This window comes from Aeromonas sp. R6-2, from assembly GCF_040908155.1.
In the GTDB taxonomy this organism is placed as follows: Bacteria; Pseudomonadota; Gammaproteobacteria; order Enterobacterales; family Aeromonadaceae; genus Aeromonas; species Aeromonas schubertii.
Map to the genome: position 1 here is coordinate 46,740 of NZ_JBFODE010000040.1, position 20,649 is coordinate 67,388.

At 63.3% G+C, this 20,649-nt stretch carries 19 protein-coding genes; 14 read left to right on the forward strand and 5 right to left on the reverse strand.

Going from position 1 to position 20,649, the window contains the following annotated elements; translation table 11 throughout:
* Positions 1-33: 33 nt before the first annotated feature.
* Positions 34-1,239, forward strand: coding sequence for an MDR family MFS transporter (locus AB5Y48_RS10725; protein WP_368164401.1), 1,206 nt, complete (start codon positions 34-36; stop codon positions 1,237-1,239).
* Here the strand turns inward: AB5Y48_RS10725 and AB5Y48_RS10730 are convergent.
* Positions 1,236-1,589 (reverse strand): DsrE/DsrF/TusD sulfur relay family protein, encoded by a 354-nt coding sequence (locus AB5Y48_RS10730; protein WP_050667259.1) that lies wholly within the window; start codon positions 1,587-1,589, stop codon positions 1,236-1,238. The two genes, AB5Y48_RS10725 and AB5Y48_RS10730, sit on opposite strands and share 4 nt — an antisense overlap.
* Before the next feature lie 192 nt (positions 1,590-1,781).
* On the opposite strand from AB5Y48_RS10730, the gene azu reads away from it, so the two are divergent.
* Positions 1,782-2,222 (forward strand): azurin, encoded by a 441-nt coding sequence (gene azu / locus AB5Y48_RS10735; RefSeq protein ID WP_136614049.1) that lies wholly within the window; start codon positions 1,782-1,784, stop codon positions 2,220-2,222.
* A 46-nt stretch (positions 2,223-2,268) separates the two neighbouring features.
* On the opposite strand, the gene AB5Y48_RS10740 is transcribed toward azu, so the two are convergent.
* Complete coding sequence (locus AB5Y48_RS10740; protein WP_136614048.1) at positions 2,269-2,829, reverse strand: HutD family protein; 561 nt, start codon at positions 2,827-2,829, stop codon at positions 2,269-2,271.
* A 137-nt stretch (positions 2,830-2,966) separates the two neighbouring features.
* On the opposite strand from AB5Y48_RS10740, the gene AB5Y48_RS10745 reads away from it, so the two are divergent.
* From AB5Y48_RS10745 to AB5Y48_RS10775, 7 genes are all read left to right on the forward strand, one after another.
* Complete coding sequence (locus tag AB5Y48_RS10745; protein ID WP_136614047.1) at positions 2,967-3,938, forward strand: nucleoside hydrolase; 972 nt, start codon at positions 2,967-2,969, stop codon at positions 3,936-3,938.
* 632 nt (positions 3,939-4,570) lie between these two features.
* Entirely contained in the window at positions 4,571-5,677 is a 1,107-nt protein-coding gene (gene cyoA, locus AB5Y48_RS10750; RefSeq protein WP_368164413.1) for a cytochrome o ubiquinol oxidase subunit II, read from the forward strand.
* The gene (gene cyoB / locus AB5Y48_RS10755; protein WP_224161212.1) at positions 5,677-7,653 is read left to right on the forward strand and encodes a cytochrome o ubiquinol oxidase subunit I; all 1,977 of its coding nucleotides are present in this window, start codon (positions 5,677-5,679) and stop codon (positions 7,651-7,653) included. Before cyoA ends, cyoB begins: the two co-directional genes overlap by 1 nt.
* Positions 7,654-7,657: 4 nt before the next feature.
* Positions 7,658-8,269, forward strand: a complete 612-nt coding sequence (locus AB5Y48_RS10760; protein ID WP_050667265.1) for a cytochrome o ubiquinol oxidase subunit III — start codon at positions 7,658-7,660, stop codon at positions 8,267-8,269.
* Positions 8,270-8,599, forward strand: a complete 330-nt coding sequence (locus tag AB5Y48_RS10765; RefSeq protein ID WP_050667266.1) for a cytochrome o ubiquinol oxidase subunit IV — start codon at positions 8,270-8,272, stop codon at positions 8,597-8,599. It abuts the gene before it with no gap.
* Positions 8,600-8,604: 5 nt separating this feature from the next.
* Complete coding sequence (cyoE, locus tag AB5Y48_RS10770; RefSeq protein WP_050667267.1) at positions 8,605-9,498, forward strand: heme o synthase; 894 nt, start codon at positions 8,605-8,607, stop codon at positions 9,496-9,498.
* A 116-nt stretch (positions 9,499-9,614) separates the two neighbouring features.
* A complete protein-coding gene (locus AB5Y48_RS10775; RefSeq protein ID WP_368164403.1) occupies positions 9,615-10,988 on the forward strand; it encodes an MFS transporter in 1,374 nt (457 codons plus the stop codon).
* Between the two features lie 78 nt (positions 10,989-11,066).
* Here AB5Y48_RS10775 and AB5Y48_RS10780 read toward each other — a convergent pair whose 3' ends face one another.
* The gene (locus tag AB5Y48_RS10780; protein WP_368164404.1) at positions 11,067-12,986 is read right to left on the reverse strand and encodes an NAD(P)-binding protein; all 1,920 of its coding nucleotides are present in this window, start codon (positions 12,984-12,986) and stop codon (positions 11,067-11,069) included.
* A gap of 257 nt (positions 12,987-13,243) precedes the next feature.
* Here AB5Y48_RS10780 and AB5Y48_RS10785 point away from each other — a divergent pair, with 257 nt between their 5' ends.
* Complete coding sequence (locus AB5Y48_RS10785; protein ID WP_368164405.1) at positions 13,244-13,615, forward strand: DUF805 domain-containing protein; 372 nt, start codon at positions 13,244-13,246, stop codon at positions 13,613-13,615.
* 52 nt (positions 13,616-13,667) lie between these two features.
* Here AB5Y48_RS10785 and AB5Y48_RS10790 read toward each other — a convergent pair whose 3' ends face one another.
* A complete protein-coding gene (locus AB5Y48_RS10790) occupies positions 13,668-14,819 on the reverse strand; it encodes a YdcF family protein (protein ID WP_050667271.1) in 1,152 nt (383 codons plus the stop codon).
* A 173-nt stretch (positions 14,820-14,992) separates the two neighbouring features.
* On the opposite strand from AB5Y48_RS10790, the gene AB5Y48_RS10795 reads away from it, so the two are divergent.
* The gene (locus AB5Y48_RS10795) at positions 14,993-16,159 is read left to right on the forward strand and encodes a YjgN family protein (protein WP_050667272.1); all 1,167 of its coding nucleotides are present in this window, start codon (positions 14,993-14,995) and stop codon (positions 16,157-16,159) included.
* Positions 16,160-16,161: 2 nt separating this feature from the next.
* Positions 16,162-17,148 carry a M48 family metallopeptidase gene (locus tag AB5Y48_RS10800; protein ID WP_368164406.1) on the forward strand — a complete coding sequence of 329 codons (987 nt, stop codon included), beginning with the start codon at positions 16,162-16,164 and terminating at the stop codon, positions 17,146-17,148.
* Here AB5Y48_RS10800 and AB5Y48_RS10805 read toward each other — a convergent pair.
* On the reverse strand, positions 17,145-18,047 hold the full coding sequence (locus AB5Y48_RS10805; RefSeq protein WP_050667274.1) for a LysR family transcriptional regulator: 903 nt from the start codon (positions 18,045-18,047) through the stop codon (positions 17,145-17,147). The two genes, AB5Y48_RS10800 and AB5Y48_RS10805, sit on opposite strands and share 4 nt — an antisense overlap.
* Before the next feature lie 83 nt (positions 18,048-18,130).
* Between AB5Y48_RS10805 and AB5Y48_RS10810 the strand changes: the two genes are divergently transcribed.
* Together AB5Y48_RS10810 and AB5Y48_RS10815 are read left to right on the forward strand one after the other, a co-directional pair.
* The gene (locus AB5Y48_RS10810) at positions 18,131-19,048 is read left to right on the forward strand and encodes an isochorismatase family protein (protein WP_050667275.1); all 918 of its coding nucleotides are present in this window, start codon (positions 18,131-18,133) and stop codon (positions 19,046-19,048) included.
* A gap of 345 nt (positions 19,049-19,393) precedes the next feature.
* Positions 19,394-20,605, forward strand: a complete 1,212-nt coding sequence (locus AB5Y48_RS10815) for a NupC/NupG family nucleoside CNT transporter (protein ID WP_368164408.1) — start codon at positions 19,394-19,396, stop codon at positions 20,603-20,605.
* Positions 20,606-20,649 lie beyond the last annotated feature (44 nt).

The following is a 20,649-nucleotide window of genomic DNA, read 5'->3' on the forward strand; positions in this document are numbered from 1 at the left end:
ATCCTCCATGCCGGGCGCACACAAGGAGTCGTTATGCGCCTGCCCCCCTTTCCCCCGCTGGTCTGGATCCTGATCCTCGGCACCTTCATGGTGCGTACCAGCTTCTTCATGGTCTGGCCCTTCCTCTCCATCCTGCTCTACCGGGAGTACGCCCTGTCGGCCTCCGGCATCGGGGTCTTGTTGGGCGGCGCGGCCGTGCTCTCCTGCCTTATCGGCTTCTATGTGGGCTGGCTCTCCGACAAGTTCGGCCGGCGCACCATACTGCTGCTCGGTTGCGCCCTGTCGTGCGGCGCCTACCTGTTGCTTGGCTTTGGCCACTCCCTCTGGATCATCGCCATCGGGGTGTTTGGCTCGGGCCTCTCCTATGCCTTTATCGACACACCGGGCAAGGCGCTGATGGGGGATCTGCTGCCCGAGAAGGCGCAGCGCGAGTTGGCCCTGCACCTGCGCTACTTCCTGCTCAACGTGGGGGCAGGGGTGGGCCCTCTCGTTGGCGTCATGGTGGGGCTGGGGGCGCGCCAGGAGACCTTCGTGGTGACGGCGGCCAGTTATGCCCTGCTCGGTATCGGTTTTCTGCTCGGCTTTCGCCGCGACTGCGTCGGTCGACCGGATGCGGGCCTCACCCTGGGGGCCATGCTCAGGGTCGTGGGGCGGGATCGGGCCTTCCTGCTCTTTATCCTCGCCAACTTGCTGATGATGCTGGTCTATGCCCAGGTGGAGTCGCCGTTGATCCAGTATCTGACCCGCGCCGGTGCCCCGGAGGTGGAGACGCTGGTGGCCCTGCTGGTGGCCACCAATGCGCTCACCATCATCACATTGCAATTTCCCCTGCTGCATCTGACCCGGCGCTGGCGGGTGAGCCTGCGGCTGCAGTTTTCCATCTTGCTGATGGCATCGGCCCAGGTATTGTTCGCCCTGTCGAGTCCGGCCCTGTACTGGCCCTGGCTGGTGGCGGTTTTCTTGTTGAGCGTGGGGGAGGCGGTGTTGTTCCCGCTTTTCAACGTGCTGATCGATGAGATGGCGCCGGCTCACCTCAAGGGAAGCTACTTCGGGGCGAGTGCCCTGGCCGGGCTCGGCTGGGCGCTCTCACCCCTGGTGGGGGGATGGCTGTTGCAGGTATGGGGCGGCCCGGCCCTGTTTGCCGTGATGGCCGGCATCTGCGTGCTGGTGTTTGCCCTCTACGGGGCGGGCAGCCGGGAGGTGCGCCCATCGGCCGGGCCGGCCGGCTGCAAAGATTAGAAGGTGAGCACCTTGTCGGCGGCCAGGGTCCAGTCGGCCAGCTCACTCAGGGTGCCTATCTCGACCCCCTCGATGAGGGGCAAGGGGCTCAGGCCACGGCCGTCACAACAGGTCTTGCACAGGCGCACCGGTACCTGCTGGGCCAGCAGGATCTCCAGCATCTGGCGCAGGTTGTACCCCTCGGCCGGCGCCTGGCCGGGGAGGGCGGCAGTGACCGCATCGGACATCAGAAACAGCCTGAGGCTGACCCCCTCGCGCTCGGCCAGGGCGAGAGAGAGGCGCAGGGCGTTGAAGAGGGACTCGCTGCCATAGGGGGCGCCGTTGGCGATGATGACAATCTCTTGGCTCATAGTGGATTCCATCGGGTTAGAAAATGGCGATGCTAACACGTTACCGAGGCGGTAAAAGTGAGAAGGGTCAAGGGGATTGATCGCGTTGACTATGGCGACCCGCTCACAAAATCGGGACGGCTTGTCACCAAAATGTGGCTGAAATGAGTCTGGTTGTTATCATGGTGAAACCTGTTGCGAAAGGAGAGTCCGATGAAATCCGTAATCCCGTTTCTGTTGCTGGGGGCCATGGCGGCTCCTGCCTTTGCCGATGAGTGCTCCCTGACTGTCGAGGCGGACGACGCCATGAAGTTCAATACCGCCGCCATGACGGTGCCGGCCACCTGCCAGGAGGTGACGGTCACCCTCAAGCACGTGGGCAAGTTGCCGGTCACCGCCATGGGCCACAACTGGGTGCTGGCGGCTACTGCCGACATGCAGGCGGTCGCCACCGAGGGGATGAGCGCCGGGGCCGACAACAACTACATCAAGCAAGACGATCCCCGCGTCATTGCCCATACCAAGCTGGTGGGCGGCGGTGAGAGCACCTCCATCACCTTCCCGACCAAGGATCTGGCCGGCAAGGATCTCAGCTTCTTCTGCTCCTTCCCCGGCCACTGGGCCATCATGAAGGGCAGCTTCAAGGTGGGCTAATCCCGCCGTAGTGAAGGGGCAGCAGACGCTGCCCCTTTTTTATGTCTTAACCGCAGGGTTGCAGGGTGAAGAAGGCGAGCGTCGCCCGCTTCTGGCAGGTCAGCGCCAGCGCCGGCTCGCCGCTGATGCTCAGGGTGTCACCGCTTTGCAGCTCATGTCCGCCCGCCTCCAGAGTGCCATCGAGCAGGACCACCAGGTAGGTGTTGGCCGGCTCCAGGGTCAGGCTCAGGGAGAAGGGGAGGTTGAGCACCCGGGCATTGGCCTTGATGCGTGCCGGGTCGTAGATGAGCCCGAGATCGGTCACCTCTTTTTTCAGCAGGGCGCAGTGGGTTGGCTCGCTCCCGTCGAAGTGGGCGATCTCGTAGGTGGCATAGGGGTGCCCGTTGAGCACGAAGCCGGCCCCCTTGATGGGGAGCAGGATGCGCGAGAAGCCCGGGAAGGGGGAGAAGGGGCCATCCTCGCGGATCGGCGCCATGCTCAGGCGATAGTCAAAGTCGAGGGCTGCCAGGCTGGCGCCGCCCGGGGAGACGAGGATCTCGGCGGTGGTGCCGCGGCCACTCTTCCACGGCATGGGGCGGTAGCGGGATTGGGGGATCAGGGTAAACACACTCTCTCCTGGCTGGAAGGGGAGGGGCAGAGATAGCACGAGGCGGACGCGATGGAAAGCCGGGGATGTGAGCCGGGCCCGGATTTGTCCCGTTGCCACCGCTACACTGGCGGTTTCGTCCCGGTTGGAGCCGTACCATGACCCACAAGATCATTCTGGATACCGATCCCGGCATCGACGATGCCATGGCCATCCTCTTTGCCGAGGCCCATCCGGGCGTCGAGCTGCTCGCCATCACCACCGTCTTTGGCAATGCCACCATCGAGGATGGCACTCGCAACGCCCTCTGGCTCAAGGAAAAATACGCCATGAAGGCGGACGTGGCCAAAGGGGCTGACCGCCCGCTGCGGCGTCCGCCGGTGGGGCCGACCACTATCGTCCACGGGGAACACGGCTTCGGGGATGTCGAGGCCGGCGCCGTACGGGGATGCCCCGACCCGCGCCCCGCCTGGCAATACATGGCTGATGCCGTCAAGGCGGCGCCGGGCGAGATCACCCTGGTGGCCATAGGGCCGCTCACCAACCTGGCGCTGGCCCTCGAGCATGCGCCCGAGATAACCGGCCTGGTCAGGCAGGTGGTGGTGATGGGGGGGGCGTTTGGCGTCAACGGCCATCGGGGCAACGTGACCCCCTATGCCGAGGCCAATATCCACGACGATCCCGAGGCCGCCGACCGGGTCTTCACCGCCGACTGGCCCCTGGTCATCATCGGCCTCGACGTGACCCAGCAGAGCGTCTTCAGCGGCGCCTACCTGGATGCCCTGCGCGATGACGCGGGCGAGCCGGGGCGTTTCATCTGGGATGTCAGCCGCTATTACCTGCGCTTTTATTCGTCGCGCATCGGCATGGACGGCTGCCATGTGCACGATCCGTCCGCCATCGCCTATGTCATCGACCCAGCCCTGTTTACCCTGCGCGACGGACCGGTTCGGGTGGTGACCGAGGGGCCTGCCATCGGCCACACCCTGCAGAAGTTTGACGGCCGGCGTCACCCGCACGACGAGTGGGCCGATTACCGGGCGCAGCGGGTCGGGGTGGCGGTGGATGACGGGGCCCTGCTGGCCCTCTATCGCCAGACCCTGATCGACTGGGGAAGGTCTCACCCCTGACGCTCTCGGGTGGCCTGTGGCGTCTATCGCTCGGGCCACCCTGTTTTCCCCTTATATCTCTGCCGCTGCGGGTGCCTGAAAGGGTCGCCATTGAGACTTATTATTTCCTTCCCGATTCAATTTTATCCTCTCTGTTTTTCCTCCTTTATTTCCTGATTTCCATATTAACCTGGTGTGTTAATAAAATGTTTGTTTGTGGCGAGGTGGGAAATGCGCGCTGTCGTTATTTTATCCTATCCGAGATTGTTTATCGTGATTAATTTGTGACTCCATTGGGGCTTATTGTTGGGTTTCGTCGGGAGGTGCTTTCTGAATGTTGAATGAAAATCCTTGAATGGCATCAATTTTCATATGGTTTTATCGGGCTTTTTTTCGCTTGAGCGGACAAAAAACAGCCTTTCTGGGGTTTTGTTGTTCGAAATAATTAATCCTGTTGAGGCGATATATCAAGCGGCACGGTACGTCGCTTGAATAAATTGAGGCGGCTTGTTGCGATTAATTTTTCACGTTGTTAACGGGATGGGGCATTGCAATAGAATAATGCATTTTATCGATACCTTTACCCCTTTCGTATTAGAGGACGCAGTATGAGACCTTCTCGGCTGATAAGAGGGTGTGCAGCCTTGCTGGGAGTGCCATTGAGCCTGCTGCTCAGCGGTTGTGACATGGCCTTGATGAACCCCAAAGGGCAGATCGGTGTGGAGCAGAAATCCCTGATCCTGACCGCCCTGATGCTGATGCTCATCGTGGTGATTCCTGTCATCATCATGACCGTCGCCTTCGCCCGCAAGTATCGGGCCGCCAACACCGGGGCCACCTATGCCCCCAACTGGGCCCACTCCAATAAAATCGAAGCGGTCGTCTGGACCATTCCGGTCATCATCATCGTCATCCTGGCGACCATTACCTGGAAGACGGCTCACGAGCTGGATCCCTACAAGCCCCTCGACTCGGCGGTGAAACCGGTCAGGGTCGATGTGGTCTCTCTGGACTGGAAGTGGCTGTTCGTCTATCCGGATCTTGGCATCGCTACCGTCAACGAGCTGGCTTTCCCGGCCAACACCCCGGTCAACTTCCGCGTCACCTCGGGCACTGTGATGAACTCCTTCTTCATCCCGCAACTGGGTGGCCAGATCTACGCCATGGCCGGCATGCAGACCAAGCTGCACCTCATCGCCAACGAACCGGGCGAGTACAAGGGGATCTCCGGCAGCTACAGCGGCGCCGGCTTCTCGGGCATGAAGTTCAAGGCCATCGCCACCCCGGACCAGGCCGCCTTCGACGCCTGGGTCGCCAAGGTCAAGGGCTCGCCCAGGCAACTCACCACCATGGCCCAGTACGATGAACTCGCCAAGCCGACCCAGTACCATCCGGTGGAGTACTACTCCAGCGCCGATCCCCAACTGTTCGTCAACCTGATCAACAAGTTTATGGGCGACATGAAGCATGGTGAGCACGCCGCAATGAGTCATGAAGGCATGAATCACGACGATGCCAAGGCCCCCATGAATCATGAAGGCATGAATCACGACGATGCCAAGGCCCCCATGAATCATGAAGGCATGCATCACGACGATGCCAAGGCCCCCATGAATCACGAAGACATGAATCACGACGGCGATCAGGCCTCCATGAATCACGAAGGCATGGCGCACGACGCGCCCATGCACCATGAGGAGCAGGCTGGCCACAGCGGCCACCTGCCGGCCGACAAGACTGTGACAGCGGGTACTCACTGATGTTTGGAAAATTAACCCTCGACGCCATCCCGTTTCATGAGCCTATCATCATGGTCACCATCGCCTGCATCCTGCTGGGCGGTCTGGCCATCACCGGGCTCATCACCTACTACGGCAAGTGGCAATATCTGTGGAAAGAGTGGCTCACCTCGGTGGACCACAAGCGCCTCGGGATCATGTACCTCATCCTCGGCATGATCATGCTCATCCGCGGCTTCGCCGATGCGGTGATGATGCGCACCCAGCAGGTGATGGCCTCTGCCGGCGGCGACGGCATTCTGCCGCCACACCACTACGACCAGATCTTCACCGCCCACGGTGTCATCATGATCTTCTTCGTGGCCATGCCGCTGGTGATCGGTCTGATGAACATCGTCGTGCCGCTGCAGATCGGCGCCCGCGACGTGGCCTTCCCCTTCCTGAACAACCTGAGCTTCTGGTTCACCGCCGCCGCCGTGGTGCTGATCAACGTCTCCCTCGGGGTCGGTGAATTCGCCCAGACCGGCTGGCTGGCCTATCCGCCCCTGTCGGGACTGGAATTCAGCCCCGGGGTCGGGGTCGATTACTGGATCTGGAGTCTGCAGATATCGGGTCTGGGCACCCTGCTGACCGGGGTGAACTTCTTCGCCACCATCATCAAGATGCGCGCCCCGGGCATGACCATGATGCGTCTGCCGGTCTTCACCTGGACCGCCCTGTGTGCCAACGTGCTGATCATCGCCTCCTTCCCGATCCTCACCGTCACCATCGCCCTGCTCACCGCAGACCGTTATCTGGGTACCCATTTCTTTACCAATGACATGGGTGGCAACATGATGATGTACATCAACCTGATCTGGGCCTGGGGTCACCCCGAGGTGTACATCCTGGTGCTGCCGGTGTTCGGTATCTTCTCCGAAGTGGTGGCCACCTTCTGCAAGAAGAAGCTGTTCGGTTACACCTCCCTGGTGTGGGCGACCGTCGCCATTACCGTGCTCTCCTTTATCGTGTGGCTGCACCACTTCTTCACCATGGGCTCCGGGGCCAACGTGAATGCCTTCTTCGGCATCACCACCATGATCATCTCCATCCCGACCGGGGTGAAGATCTTCAACTGGCTGTTCACCATGTACCGTGGTCGCATCGAGTTCACCTCGCCCATGCTCTGGACCGTCGGCTTCATCATCACCTTCTCCATCGGTGGTATGACCGGGGTGCTGCTCTCGGTGCCGGCGGCCAACTTCGTGCTGCACAACAGCCTGTTTTTGATAGCCCACTTCCACAACGTCATCATCGGTGGCGTGGTGTTCGGTTGCTTCGCCGGTATCACCTACTGGTTCCCCAAGGCGTTTGGCTTCAAGCTCAATGACACCTGGGGCAAGCGCTCCTTCTGGTTCTGGATCGTCGGCTTCTTCGTGGCCTTCATGCCCCTCTACGTGCTGGGCTTCATGGGCATGACCCGTCGCGTCAGCCAGCAGATTGACCCTGAGTTCCACCCCTGGCTGGTGGTGGCCGCCGTCGGCGCCGCCCTCATCGCCATCGGCGTGCTGTGCCAGGTGATCCAGCTCGTGGTCAGTATTCGTGACCGGGAACAAAACCGCGATCTCACCGGCGACCCCTGGGGGGGCCGTACCCTGGAGTGGTCCACTTCCTCTCCGCCCCCCTTCTACAACTTCGCCATCGAGCCGAAGGTGAAGGGTCTGGATGCCTTCTGGGATGCCAAGGAAGACGGCAGCGCCTTCAGGCAGCCGGCCAGGTACGCACCGATCCACATGCCCAAGAACACCGGCGCCGGGGTCATCATCGCCGCCTTCAGCGTTCTCTTCGGCTTTGCAATGATCTGGCATATCTGGTGGATGGCGGGGCTGGGCTTCGTCGGCATGATCGCGACCTGGATTGCCCACAGCTTCAACGACGACGTGGACTACTACGTCCAGGTGGACGAGATCGAGCGCATCGAGGCGCACCATTTTGCCAACATCAACAAGGTGGCTTAACTCCATGGCGACTGACGTTTTACATCACACTCACGGTGCCCACGAGGATGGGCACCATGATGCCGGCGCCACCAAGGTGTTCGGTTTCTGGATCTACCTGATGAGTGACTGCATCCTGTTTGCATGCCTGTTTGCAACCTATGCAGTCCTGGTTAACGGTACCGCTGGCGGTCCGAGCGGCAAGGATCTCTTCGAGCTGCCCTTCGTGCTCGGCGAGACCATGTTGCTGTTGCTGAGCTCGATCACCTTCGGCTTCGCCATGCTGGCCATGAACAAGAACAAGGTGACGGTGGTCAATACCTGGCTGTTCATCACCTTCCTGTTCGGTGCCGGCTTTATCGCGATGGAGATCTACGAGTTCCATCACCTGATCGCCGAGGGCTTCGGTCCCGATCGCAGCGCCTTCCTCTCCGCCTTCTTTACCCTGGTCGGTACCCACGGTATCCACGTGACCAGCGGCCTTGTCTGGATCGTCGTCATGATGATCCTGGTGGCCAGGAAGGGGCTGACCGAGCGCAACCGTACTCGCCTGATGTGCCTGAGCCTGTTCTGGCACTTCCTCGACGTGGTGTGGATCTGCGTCTTCACCGTGGTCTACCTGATGGGGGCAATGTAAATGAGTCATTCTGTCGACAATCACGGCGCCAGCCACGGCTCTGCCAACTCCTACCTGATCGGCTTCGTGCTGTCGCTGATCCTCACCGGTATTCCGTTCTGGATGGTGATGGACGGGGGCTTCTCCCACCAGACCACCCTGCTGACCGTGGTGGGACTGGCGGTGGTGCAGATCTTCGTGCACCTGGTCTACTTCCTGCACATGAACACCTCGTCCGAGGAGCGCTGGAACCTGACCGCCCTGGTGTTTACGGTGATCATCATCGCCATCGTGGTCGTGGGATCCCTGTGGATCATGTACAACCTCAACATCAACATGATGGTTCACTGAGGCCGGTGATGATGAAGCAGTACCTGCAAGTGACCAAGCCGGGCATCATCTTCGGTAACCTCATCTCGGTTATCGGTGGCTTCCTGCTCGCCTCCAGAGGGAGCCTGGATCTGCCTCTCTTCCTCCTGACCATGGGGGGGGTCTCCCTGGTGGTCGCCTCCGGTTGTGTGTTCAACAACTACATCGATCGGGACATCGACCGCATCATGGAGCGGACCAAGAACCGGGTGCTGGTGCGGGGGTTGATCGCCCCCGGGGTCACCCTCTGGTACGCCACGGCGCTGGGCCTTGCGGGGATTGCACTGCTCTACTTCGCGGCCAATCCGTTGGCCGCCCTGTTGGCGGTGCTGGGCTTCATCGTCTATGTGGGGGTCTACAGCCTCTACATGAAGCGCCACTCGGTCTATGGCACCCTGGTCGGCAGCCTCTCCGGCGCCGCGCCGCCGGTCATCGGCTATTGCGCCGTGAGCGGCCAGTTCGACTCCGGGGCGCTTATCCTGCTGGCGATCTTCAGCCTGTGGCAGATGCCCCACTCCTATGCGATCGCCATCTTCCGTCTCAAGGATTACCAGGCGGCCAACATCCCTGTGCTGCCGGTGGTGAAGGGGATTGTCGTGGCCAAGCGCCATATCATTCTCTACATCCTGGCCTTTATGGTGCCGACCTTGATGTTGTTCTTGGGCGGCTACGCCGGCTACAAGTACCTTATCGTCGCCGGTGCCGTGAGTGTCTGGTGGCTGGGAATGGCCCTGTCGGGTTACAAGCCGGCGGTGGATGACTCCCTCTGGGCGCGCAAGCTGTTCCTCTTCTCGATCGTCACCATCACCTGTCTGAGCGTGATGATGTCGGTGGACTTCCAGCCCGAGGCGGCGCCTGTGCTGGTAAGCATGTTGCCCTGAGTGCATATGGCGTAGAATTCAGAGCCGGGACTTTCCCGGCTCTGCTGTCTCAGGGGGCCTCCCCCGGTCCATTTTCCGACGCGCCCGGCGCGTGAATTCCAAGCAAAGAGGCCGTTATGAACGATTTCACCATGACCCGCGGTGAGCGGCGCGCCACCTGGGCGCTCGGCACCGTCTTCTCCTTGCGCATGCTGGGCATGTTTATGGTGCTGCCGGTGCTGACCACCTATGGCATGACGCTGGCCGGCGCCTCCGAACCCCTCATCGGGCTGGCCATCGGCGTCTATGGCATGACCCAGGCTTTGTTGCAGATCCCCTTTGGCCTGCTCTCGGATCGCATCGGCAGAAAGCCCCTCATCGTCGGGGGCCTGCTGCTCTTCGCCGCTGGCAGCGTGCTGGCAGCGAGCGCTCACTCTATCTGGGGGGTCATCGCCGGTCGGGCCCTGCAGGGCAGCGGCGCCATCTCGGCCGCCGTCATGGCGCTCTTGTCGGATCTCACCCGCGAACAGAATCGCACCAAGGCGATGGCCTTTATCGGGGTGAGTTTTGGCCTCACCTTCGCCGTGGCCATGGTGACCGGCCCCCTCATCACCCGGGCGGTCGGGCTCAGTGGCCTGTTCTGGCTCATCGCGCTGTTGGCCCTGGCCGCCATCGTCATGGTGCTGTGGGTCGTGCCCACCCCGGCGGCGCACCTGCTCAACCGCGAATCCGCCATGGTGCGCGGCGGCTTTCGCACCGTGCTCACCAATGGGCGCCTGCTCAAGCTCAACGCCGGGATCCTCTGCGTGCATACCCTGCTGATGGCGAGCTTCGTGGCCCTGCCTCCGCTGCTGGTAGAGGCGGGGCTGGCGCGTGAAAACCAGTGGCAGGCCTACCTCGCGACCATGGCTATCGCCTTTGTCGGCGTGGTGCCCTTTATCATCTATGCCGAGAAGCGTCGTCAGATGAGGCGGGTATTTCAGGCCTGCGTGCTGGTGATGCTGGGGGCAGAGCTGGTGCTGTGGCAAAGCGGTCAGCAGCTGTGGGGCCTGCTCGCCGGCCTGCAACTCTTCTTCGTCGCCTTCAACCTGATGGAGGCCCTGTTGCCGTCGCTCATCAGCAAGGAGTCGCCCCCCGGCTACAAGGGGACCGCCATGGGGGTCTACTCCACCAGCCAGTTTATCGGGGTGGCGATGGGCGGCAGCCTGGGCGGTGCCCTCTATGGTCATGGCGGGGCGACCCTGGTGTTCGCCGGCTGCGCCGCCCTGGCGCTGGCCTGGTTCGCCCTGAGCCTGACCATGAGTGAGCCCCCCTATGTGAGCAGCCTGCGCATCGTGCTGCCCGAGGGAGTGAGCGCCAACCAGGCGCTGGAGCGACACATCCGCGCCTGCGAGGGGGTGACCGATGTCTTGCTGGCCCCGGAGGAGCACTCCCTCTATGTGAAGGTCGACACCAAGCGGGTCAGCCGCAGCGATCTCGAACGGCTCGTCACCTTCTCGCCGCATCAATAAAAACGGGCCTCCATCGGGAGGCCCGTCTTCATGGTGCCACCCCCGCCCGGGGATGGCACCGTGCCGGGGAGGAGTGGTTCAGCGCTGCCCGGTTTTCATGGCGACCAGCTCCTTGACCGCCCGCCATGCCTCGTCGATGGCGGCGTGCGCATAGGGGCTCCAGCCTGCGTCCGAGTTGGCGATGGCAACCTGGCCAACCGGTTGGCGGGCCTGCTCTATCCAGCGCTCGGACTGATCCTCGTCGTCAAACAGGGAGTTGCCCGCATAGGCGTAACCGTGAGCCCAGCGGTTGACCGTGATGGCGAGAATGTCCTGCTCATGGTCGAAGCCGGCCTCTCCCAGCATGGCTTGAAGCTGCTCCCTGATCATCTGCTCGTGTTGCTCGAACGGCATGCCGAGCAGTTGGGCGCGCCCGATGCGGGCCTGCTCGCGGGCCGACAGGCCACTCCCCGCCTGGGTCGGCACATAGACCATATGCAGGCAGACCGGCTGATCCGGGCGCCTGGCATGCCCATAACCGCCGAGGTCGACCGGATAGTCGAGCTTGACCCGGCTATAGGGGGCCGCCGGGGCATAGATCTCGTGGACCCCCAGCTTGATGAAGGGGTGCCAGTGGCGGATCACCACCTTGCTGTAGACCAGGGGGGCCTTGACGTTCTGGCGCAGCGCCTCCTTTTGGGGCGCCGGCATCTCGGGCAGCAGATGGGGGATCATCATGTTGTAGCCTGCCATGATGGCCTGTCGGGCGCGCACCCGGTGCAGCTTATCCGCCTTGATATAGGTGATCTCCACCCCTTGGCCTGCGGGAGTGTGCACGTTTTTTGCCTGCAGGGCCGTACTGCCCAGGCGCAGCCGCACCGCCTGCTCGGGCCGGTCGAGCCGGTCGTAGTCAAACCTGGCCAGCACCAGATCCTGCATTGTGTGGCCCGGGGCCACGCCGGGGATGAGGTGGCGCACCATCAGACGGGCCAGGCTGGCGTTGCCGTCCGGGAAGTGGAAGATGTAGGGGTCGTCGAGCTCGGCCTGGGCCTCGGGGTCGAGGGGGGAGAGATCCATGCCACCAAAGCCCGGCAGGGCGCACAGGCGAGCATCGGTGCAGGAGGTGGCGTCGATGCCGATGGCCTGAAAGTCGTCGGTGCGCTGCTGAAAGTAAGCGATCGCACGCTCGCTCAGCCCCACCTTGTCGCGCAGGAAGGTGCTGTAGCTGTGACGCGCCAGCCACGCCTCCTTCTGCGTCCGGCTCATGCCGGGGAGGTAGTCGCGGCGCTCCTCATGCAGGGCCAACAGGGCCTCACGGTCGGCCTCATCGAGGGGGAAGTCGCCGATGAACTCGGCCAGTGGCCGGCCGTTGAGGCGATCGCGCGGTATCTCGTCGGCCACGCTGCGGCCCGGGTCGCCGGCCACCACCTTGTTGACCCCGAAGTGCTTCTGGTCGAAGAAGACCCCGCGGCTGAGGCCAAGATCCGGGTAGAAGGTCTGCCTGAACCCCTGGGCCAGCTCGTCGATATCGACGTTGAGATGCTTGAGCAACCCGAGCGCCACCTCGCTGTAGACGGAGCGGGGCGATTGCAGGGACTCGCTCCCCCCATAGCCGATGCGCAGGCCATCGGGGGTGATGAACTCGTTGCGCTTGGCGTGGCCGCCGAAGTCGTCATGGTTATCGAGCAGCAGGATCTTTTGCCCCTCCCCGAGTGCCTGGCGATAGAAGCAGGCGGCGGCCAGGCCGCTGATCCCGGCACCGACGATCACCAGATCGTACTCCTCCTCGACGGGGAGGTGAGCAAAATCGTACTGCTTACCCTCCCGGGTGATGCGGTGGGCCGTCTCGAAGGAGCCGGGATGATTGCCGCGCAGGCCGGTGAGAGCCGGGGGATAGGCCAGCGTCCGGTGGGCCAGGGTATTGCCGCCGCTGGCGGCGCTCAGCAGCTGAAGGGGGGCGACGCCAGATGCGATGGTGATGGCGACGCCGTTGAGAAAGTCTCGGCGTGTGATGCTCATGAGCACTCCAGTGGGAAGGGGCCGGGCCCCTGCGAACAGGGCGCAGAATCTAACCCCGGCGCCGTACCGAGTCCACTGCTTTGATTAACGACTTGTTGGCACTCTGTTTTGAGTTGGTTGTCACTTGTTGCGACTCTGGGGCCAGATGCCTCTGAGACCCCGTTCGGGTATGGACCCGAATGCTTCGCTGTGATAGGGTCCGTTCGCCGTTCAAGGCAATATAACCTATTGATACATATAAAAAACGGGATAAATAAATGAAATGGTATCTTTCTGTTCTTAAGCAGTACGCCGTCTTTCGCGGTCGGGCTCGTCGCAAAGAGTTCTGGATGTTTACGCTTATCAACCTCGTCGTCATCGCGGCGCTCTTCATGGTCATGGCCATGGTAGGGAGCCCCGAGGTGGCGGCCATGGTGACCTTCATCTGCCCGCTGGCGGTCTGCCTGCCTGCCCTGGCCGTCAACGTGCGCCGCCTGCACGACGTGGACCGCAGCGGCTGGTGGCTGCTCATCTCCCTCATCCCCCTGGTCGGCCCCCTCGTCCTGCTCTATTTCCAGGTGAGTGCCGGTACTGCCGGTCCCAACCGCTTCGGTGACGATCCCAAGGCGACCACGTTGAGCCTGGAGTAATCCCCGTTCCGGATAGACAGAGCCCGCCACCTGGCGGGCTTTTGCATAAGGATCAGCGCTCGAGCAGGGGGGCCGAGCGGTAGCTCCACAGACCATAGGTGCGCAGGGCATCCCGGTAGATGCCGAGCAGTTCGCCCTGGCTCACGGTGGCGAGCTCGGAGAGCGGCTTGTCCGGGTAGCTCACGCTCACCACCTGGATATTGGCCGGGCCGCTCTGCTTGCTGGCGATCTCGAGCAGGGTCTGGCCCCGGCGCACATGGCTCGCCGAGCTGACCAGCACGGCGTAGCCGATGCGGTGGCGGGCCAGGGCATAGGCGCTGTAGAGGGCGTTTTCCACCGTGCTGGTGGCATAGTTCTCCTCGATAAGGCGGCTGCGGTCGATGCCACGCCCGGCCAGCCAGTCGGCCATCAGCTTGCCCTCGGTCTGACGGTTCTGGGGGACGCCGCCGGTGAGCACGATGAGCGCCTCGGGGTCGGCCTTGGCCAGGGCCAGGGTGGTCTCGAGGCGTCCCTTCAGGATCGCGTCCATGGAGCCGTCCGGATTGAGGGCATAGCCCAGGGTGACGATGGCGCGGCGTTTCTCCCGGGCGGCGGCGATCTGATCCCGGGTCAGCGCCGTCTGCAAGGGGGTGGTGCTGATGCGCTGCACCCGGGCGATGATCCCCTCGAGATCCGCCGCCCGGCCGCTGTTGAGGTTGGCAACCTGGGCGAGATAGCGGCGCGATGCCTCCTGGTCACCCTTTACCAGTTGCCAGATGGCCAGGTAGCTGTTGATGTCGAGATCGTCCGGCGCCGCGGCCCTGGCCTGCTCGAGCAAGCCGATGGCCCGCTCCAGCTGGCCATTGTAGATCTGGGCGTTGGCGGCAGAGATGAGCAAGTCGGTGCGGTAGGGCTCGAGCCGATAGGCGTCGAGCAGGCGATCGGTGATCAGCTCCATGTTGCTCGGCATCTTGGCGGTGAAGCCGGCGTGGGAGATCCGTGCCGGGGAGTGGAAGATCTGCAGCGCCTCGGTCAGCAACATCTCTACCGCCTGGCGCTTGCTCACCAGAGCGTTGAGGTCGCTCGCCTGTTGCAGGCTGGCCTCGGGGGCGGCTGACAGGGCTTGGCTCGGGACGGCGGCACTCGGGGCAGGCGCCCCGGCGGCGGGCAGCAGGGGTGAGGCGAGCAAGAGCCCCAGGGTCAGTGCCAGCAGGGTGGGTTTCATCTGCGTGTCTCCTTGTCGTAAACGGCCAGCCTACCAGTTTGAGACCCGAAAAACCGTGAGCGGTGCGTCAACCCAAATGGGGGGAGAGGGGGGATTGCCCCTGTGACAGGGGCGGGTATTTTGATTAAATTCCAGTTTTTCAATTGGTTATAAACCTATTCAGGAGCAGGTTAATGGCAGACAGGGCCGTCAGGGAGATGCCGTCGCATCCCGTTCTCTTTCACGGTACCGCAGAGGAGTTCTTCAAGATCTGGGTGGTGAATCTCCTGCTCAGCCTGGTGACCCTCGGTATCTACTCGGCCTGGGCCAAGGTGCGTACTCACCGCTACTTCTATGGCTGTACCGAGCTCGACGGGGATCGTTTCGAATACCTGGCCGAGCCACTGCGCATTCTCAAGGGCCGGATCATCGCCCTGCTCTACGTGGTGGTCACCGGCGCGCTCTACCACCTCTCCAATGCCACCGCCATCGCCGTCTGGGCGCTCACGGCACTCCTCACTCCCTTGCTCCTGCGCGCCAGCCTGCGGTTCAACTGTCGGGTGACCCGTTTTCGCGGCGTGCGCTTCGATTTTGTCGGCTCCCTGAAGGGGATCTATTGGGTCGCGCTGGGGCGTCCCCTGATGCTGGCCCTGCTCATCTTCCCGGCCTCGTCTGTGGTGCTCATGATGATAGAGCTCGAGTCTCTCGGGGCGACCATCCTGGGGTCGGCGGCGATTATCCTTGCCTACGGGGCCGGTCTTGCCTGGATGATGCGCGGCTCTGCGCTCTACTCCATCCGGGGATTGCGCTACGGGGAGCACGCCTTCGACGTCGACCTCTCCATGAGGGTCTATCTGCAGGTGATGGGGATCAGTGCCCTCATCTGGCTCGCCACACTGGGGGGCCTGCTGCTGGTCTATCTGCTGGGTTATGGCTATGCCGACCTCACGGATCTGGGTCTCCTCAAAGGGGGGGACGTGAAGAACAATCTCTTCGTCGGCGTCTTCATGGTGATCTATGTGGGGAGCCTGGTCGCGGGAGCCCTCTGCTGGCTTTATCAGCATGTGACGCTGCGCAACTACCTCTTCAACCAGGCCCGGCTCGGGGAGGGGATCGCCTTCAAGAGCGCCATGACCCTGCCGGGCTATGGCGCTCTGCTGGTGAGCAACACCCTGCTGTTGGTCTGCTCGGTGGGCATATTGCGTCCCTGGGTCATGGTCCGCACCGCCCGCTACCAGCTCGGCTGTACTCGGGTCGAGGGGGAGCTGGCGCTGCTGGCCCGTGATACAGGGGCGGTGGCCAACTCGCCCATCGGGGACGAGATGGTCGAGGCCCTGGATCTCGATCTGGGGCTGATCTGACCATGGAGATCCCGGGTCATCTGCTGCCCCCCGGTGAGTCTGTGCGCCATCCGGCCCGGTTACGGGTCGAGGGGGATGGCACCCTGCAGCTGGACTCGTTTGATTATTGTTACCGGGGGCACCTCGATGAGGTGGTGGTCGGTGAGGCGCTGGGGAGCGTGCCGCGCACCCTGACCGACCCCCATGGCTGGTGCTTCGTGCCAAGGGACGGGGCCCTGATGGCCCGCCTGCTCGAGGCTCACCATGGCCGCGGCCGGTTGGCCCGCTGGGAGCAACGGGGCTCCCTGTTGGCCCTGGCGCTTGTCGTGGTGGTGCTGCTGGGTTTCAAGCTCCTGGCACTCCCCTCTGTCAGTGGTGCCCTGGTCCGGTTGCTGCCTCCCGCCCTGATGAGCGAGGTGGGGGAGCGGGGTTATCAGGCCCTGCTCAAGAGTCACCAGCTTCAGCCGAGCCGACTCCACAAGACGCAGCAGGCGCAGTTGCAGGCACGATTCGCGGCCTTGAGTGCCACCCTGGCCCTGCCAAGGCCAGCCCCGCGCCTGACGTTTCATCATATGAATGAGTCCATCGCCTTTATCCTGCCCGATGGTCGCCTGGTGATGAGCGATGCCATGGTCAAGCGGGTCGACAATGAGGCCGAGATGGAGGCTCTCTGGCTCCACGAGTTGGGCCATCATCACTACAGACACGGGATGACCCGGCTGGTGAGCGCCGGCCTCTGGGGGGTGATCGCCACCCTGGTGGTGGGGGACGTGAGCGGCGCCGCCGACTCGCTGGCCAGCCTCTCCTGGGTCTTGATGGATCTGGGCTACTCACGGGATCTGGAGCGTGCAGCCGACGGCTATGCCATTCGCCAGCTGGTGGCGCGCCATGGATCCAGTGAGGCTCTGGCGACGCTGCTCAGGCGGCTGGGTAAGGAGCAGGGAGCGCGCTGGCTCAGCACACACCCGAGCATGGCCGAGCGGATCGCGGCGGCCGGCGCCGCTCCCTAACGGCCACCCGGTAACCGGGCGATCGCCTCGCGCAGCAGCTCGGTGAGGGTGCGCAGCACCAGAGGAAGCTGACCGCCATAACCGTGCACGGCATAGACGGGGGTCATCCCCCCATGCCACTCGGGAAGCAGGTGGACCAGCTCCCCCCGGGCCAGATCGTCGGCCACCGAGGCCGCCGAGAGCAGGGCCAGTCCGGCTCCGGCCCGGGCACATCCCAGGGCGGCGGCGCTGGTGTTGACCCTCAGCTCACGTCCCGCCTGCAGCGGGGTCCGCTCCTCTCCCCGTTGCCAGTGACTCTGCCATGGCAGCCGTATCAGGGTGGCCCCCAGCAGATCCTCCGGCTGGCGGATGGGATGGCGCTGCAGATAGTCCGGTGCGGCGACCAGCAGGAAGGAGAGGGTGCCGAGGGGGAGGGCGTGATAACTGCTGTCGGGCAGGGCGCCAACCGAGAGGGCGAGGTCCAACTTGTGCTCGAGGGGATCGAGGCGCTCGTCGCTGAGCACCAGCTCGGGGGCAAGGCCCGGGTAGCGATGGCACAACTCGGCGATGGCCGCCGGCAGCAGCAGGGTAGCAAACAGGTGGGGGGCCGTGATGGCAAGCCGTCCGGCGGGCTCCTCACTGAGGGCTCCCAGCTCCAGCAGCGCCTGCTCCTGCTGCAGGGCCATGGCGGCGCAGCGGCGTGCAAACAGGGTGCCCGCCTCGGTCAGATGCAGGCGCCGGGTCGAGCGGTTGAGCAGTCGCACCCCGAGCAGAGACTCGAGCTGGCTTATGTAGGCGCTGATGGCCGACTTGGTGTGGCCAAGGTGCTCCGCCGCCGCCGTAAACGAGCCCAGGCGCACCACCTCGTGAAACACCATCATGCGATAGGGAAGTTGGCGTTGTTCACTCTGGCTGAACATTGTTTTCAATTTTGCGTCGATTATCCATGAAGAAAGTTTAAATAAGATGCGCTCTCCCATAAATCCCCATCAGGAGAGAGAAAATGAGTCGTTATCAGGAAGTCATGTCAGCCAGCCAGGCCTGGATCGCCCACTTCAACCGCGGCGACGCCCGGGCCTGCGCTGCCGCCTATACGGCCGAGGCGACCCTGGTGGCCGCCCCCTTCGGCCAGTTTGCCGGTCGTGAGGCGATCGCCCGCTTCTGGGAGGGGCTGGTGGCCATGGGCCTGGGTGAGCTGGTCTATCGGGACGTGCGTCTGCACTTTATCGACGACGACCACGCCCTGCTCTCGGCAAACTGGTCCATGAATCTGGCGGCCGGTGTCATCAGCAAGGAGCTCTGGGTGCGCGAGCAAGGCAGCTGGCGTCTGGCCGAGGATGATTTCACCGTGCTGGCCCGCTTCGATAAGGTGCCCGCCCATCGCCAGGCCCTGCTTATCGTCGACATGCAAAATGACTATCTGCCCGAGGGGCGCTTCCCTCTGGTGGGCATAGAAGAGGCCATGGGGCAAACCCGCCGCCTGTTGCAGCACTTTCGTCAGCAGCAGTGGCCGGTGATCCACATCCAGCATCTCTTCGCCGCCGGCCAGGCTCCCTTCTTCGAGGAGGGGAGCGAGGGGGCCGAGATCCATCCCTGGCTCACCCCGCAATCGGGTGAGGTGCGGGTGATCAAACGGGGGATCAACGCCCTGATCGGCACCGAGCTGGCCCAGACCCTGCTCACCCTGGGCATCGAGAAGCTGGTGGTGGCCGGTGCCATGGCTCATCTCTGCGTAGAGGGGGTGGTGCGCGCCCTGGCCGAGTCCGGTTACGCCTGTACCCTGGTGAGCGATGCCATCGCCGCCCCGGAACTGGTCGGGGTGTCGGCGACCCAGGTGTGTGCGGTGACGGCCCAGACCCTCGGCTTCGGTTTTGCCGAGGTGGTCGAGACGCAGCAACTGCTGGAGACGGTGCCGGGGTGAGGGGCGTGTTTCGCGCCATCCTGCCTCTGTAGCGGGTTAACGGGACGGGGACGAAAATATTTCGTCCCCGTCAATCGTTTTACCGCTTTTTATGTGATGAGGATCACTGTACCATCGCCGCCCGGCCTGCCAGAGCCGTGACCCGCCCTCACTGTCGGTCCGCTTTGGCGCCACCCGATACATGCCGTCACCCGGATGTGAATGACCCCAGGATGGGACCCGCCACTGAACCGCAGGTTTGGTGGTTCATGTGTCGCAGTGGGTCGGATCCTGTGCGATGACTCCCCTCCTGCGACCTTTGCTCCACCACCCCTGCACCGCAACGCTTTGCTTCATAGGTGCAAGATGACTGTATTGTTGAGTCTGGTGGGCATGCTGGCCCTGATGTTTATCGCCTGGCTGGCCAGTGAAAACCGTCGTGCTATCCGTTGGCGCACCGTGCTGGGGGCCCTCGCCCTGCAGACCGGCTTTGCCGCCCTGGTGCTCTATTTCCCCCCCGGTCAGGTGCTGCTCGGCGCCATGAGCCATGGCGTCTCCGCCCTGCTCGGCTTCGCCGACAGCGGCATTCGCTTCGTGTTTGGCGATCTGGCCACCGGCGGCTTTATCTTCGCCGTGCGGGTGCTGCCGCTGGTCATCTTCATCAGCGCGCTCATCGCCGTGCTCTATCACTTCGGCATCATGCAGTGGGTGATCCGGGTGCTGGGGGGCGGCATTCACCGCCTGCTCGGCACCAGCCGCGCCGAGTCCCTGGTGGCCACCGGCAACATCTTCCTCTCCCAGGGTGAGTCCCCCCTGCTCATTCGCCCCTTCCTCGCCAGCATGACCCGCTCCGAGCTGTTTGCCGTGATGACCTGCGGCATGGCCTCGGTGGCCGGCTCGGTGCTGGGCGGCTACGCCGGTCTGGGGGTGGAGCTCAAATACCTCATCGCCGCCTCCTTCATGGCCGCGCCCGGTGGGCTCTTGATGGCCAAGCTCCTGGTGCCCGAGCAGCAGCAGGTGAGCGAGCAGGTGGCCATCACCCTCGACAAGAGCGAGTACAGCAACGCCATCGACGCCCTGGCGGGCGGCGCCCTGAGCGGCATGAAGATCGCCGTGGCCATCGGCACCATCCTGCTCGCCTTCGTCAGCGCCATCACCATGATCAACGCCGGCCTCACCACGGTGGGTGAGTGGTTTGGCTGGAGCAATCTCTCGTTGCAGCAGCTGCTGGGCTATCTGTTTGCCCCCGTGGCCTGGCTCATCGGCGTACCCAAGAGCGAGATGATGGCGGCCGGTTCGCTCATCGGTCAGAAGGTGATCATGAACGAGTTCGTCGCCTATCTGGACTTTGCCAACATCAAGCAGGATCTCAGCGCCCACACCCAGATCATCGTCACCTTCGCCCTGTGCGGCTTTGCCAACCTGGGGTCGATTGCGGTGCAGCTTGGCTCCATCGGCACCATGGCCCCGGAGCGTCGTCACGACGTGGCGAGCCTGGGCCTGCGTGCCGTGCTGGCCGCCACCCTGGCCAACCTGATGAGTGCCACCCTGGCGGGGCTCTTCGCCACCCTGGGCTAATGCCCTGAAAAAATGAAGCCCCGTCTCGCCGCAAGCGGGACGGG

Excerpts from the sequence above, each read along its gene's own strand:
- AB5Y48_RS10725 (WP_368164401.1), top strand. The coding sequence starts at position 34 with ATGCGCCTGCCCCCCTTTCCCCCGCTGGTCTGGATCCTGATCCTCGGC.
- AB5Y48_RS10730 (WP_050667259.1), bottom strand. The coding sequence starts at position 1,589 with ATGAGCCAAGAGATTGTCATCATCGCCAACGGCGCCCCCTATGGCAGC.
- azu (WP_136614049.1), top strand. The coding sequence starts at position 1,782 with ATGAAATCCGTAATCCCGTTTCTGTTGCTGGGGGCCATGGCGGCTCCT.
- AB5Y48_RS10745 (WP_136614047.1), top strand. The coding sequence starts at position 2,967 with ATGACCCACAAGATCATTCTGGATACCGATCCCGGCATCGACGATGCC.
- cyoB (WP_224161212.1), top strand. The coding sequence starts at position 5,677 with ATGTTTGGAAAATTAACCCTCGACGCCATCCCGTTTCATGAGCCTATC.
- AB5Y48_RS10760 (WP_050667265.1), top strand. The coding sequence starts at position 7,658 with ATGGCGACTGACGTTTTACATCACACTCACGGTGCCCACGAGGATGGG.
- AB5Y48_RS10765 (WP_050667266.1), top strand. The coding sequence starts at position 8,270 with ATGAGTCATTCTGTCGACAATCACGGCGCCAGCCACGGCTCTGCCAAC.
- AB5Y48_RS10775 (WP_368164403.1), top strand. The coding sequence starts at position 9,615 with ATGAACGATTTCACCATGACCCGCGGTGAGCGGCGCGCCACCTGGGCG.
- AB5Y48_RS10780 (WP_368164404.1), bottom strand. The coding sequence starts at position 12,986 with ATGAGCATCACACGCCGAGACTTTCTCAACGGCGTCGCCATCACCATC.
- AB5Y48_RS10785 (WP_368164405.1), top strand. The coding sequence starts at position 13,244 with ATGAAATGGTATCTTTCTGTTCTTAAGCAGTACGCCGTCTTTCGCGGT.
- AB5Y48_RS10790 (WP_050667271.1), bottom strand. The coding sequence starts at position 14,819 with ATGAAACCCACCCTGCTGGCACTGACCCTGGGGCTCTTGCTCGCCTCA.
- AB5Y48_RS10795 (WP_050667272.1), top strand. The coding sequence starts at position 14,993 with ATGGCAGACAGGGCCGTCAGGGAGATGCCGTCGCATCCCGTTCTCTTT.
- AB5Y48_RS10800 (WP_368164406.1), top strand. The coding sequence starts at position 16,162 with ATGGAGATCCCGGGTCATCTGCTGCCCCCCGGTGAGTCTGTGCGCCAT.
- AB5Y48_RS10805 (WP_050667274.1), bottom strand. The coding sequence starts at position 18,047 with ATGTTCAGCCAGAGTGAACAACGCCAACTTCCCTATCGCATGATGGTG.
- AB5Y48_RS10810 (WP_050667275.1), top strand. The coding sequence starts at position 18,131 with ATGAGTCGTTATCAGGAAGTCATGTCAGCCAGCCAGGCCTGGATCGCC.
- AB5Y48_RS10815 (WP_368164408.1), top strand. The coding sequence starts at position 19,394 with ATGACTGTATTGTTGAGTCTGGTGGGCATGCTGGCCCTGATGTTTATC.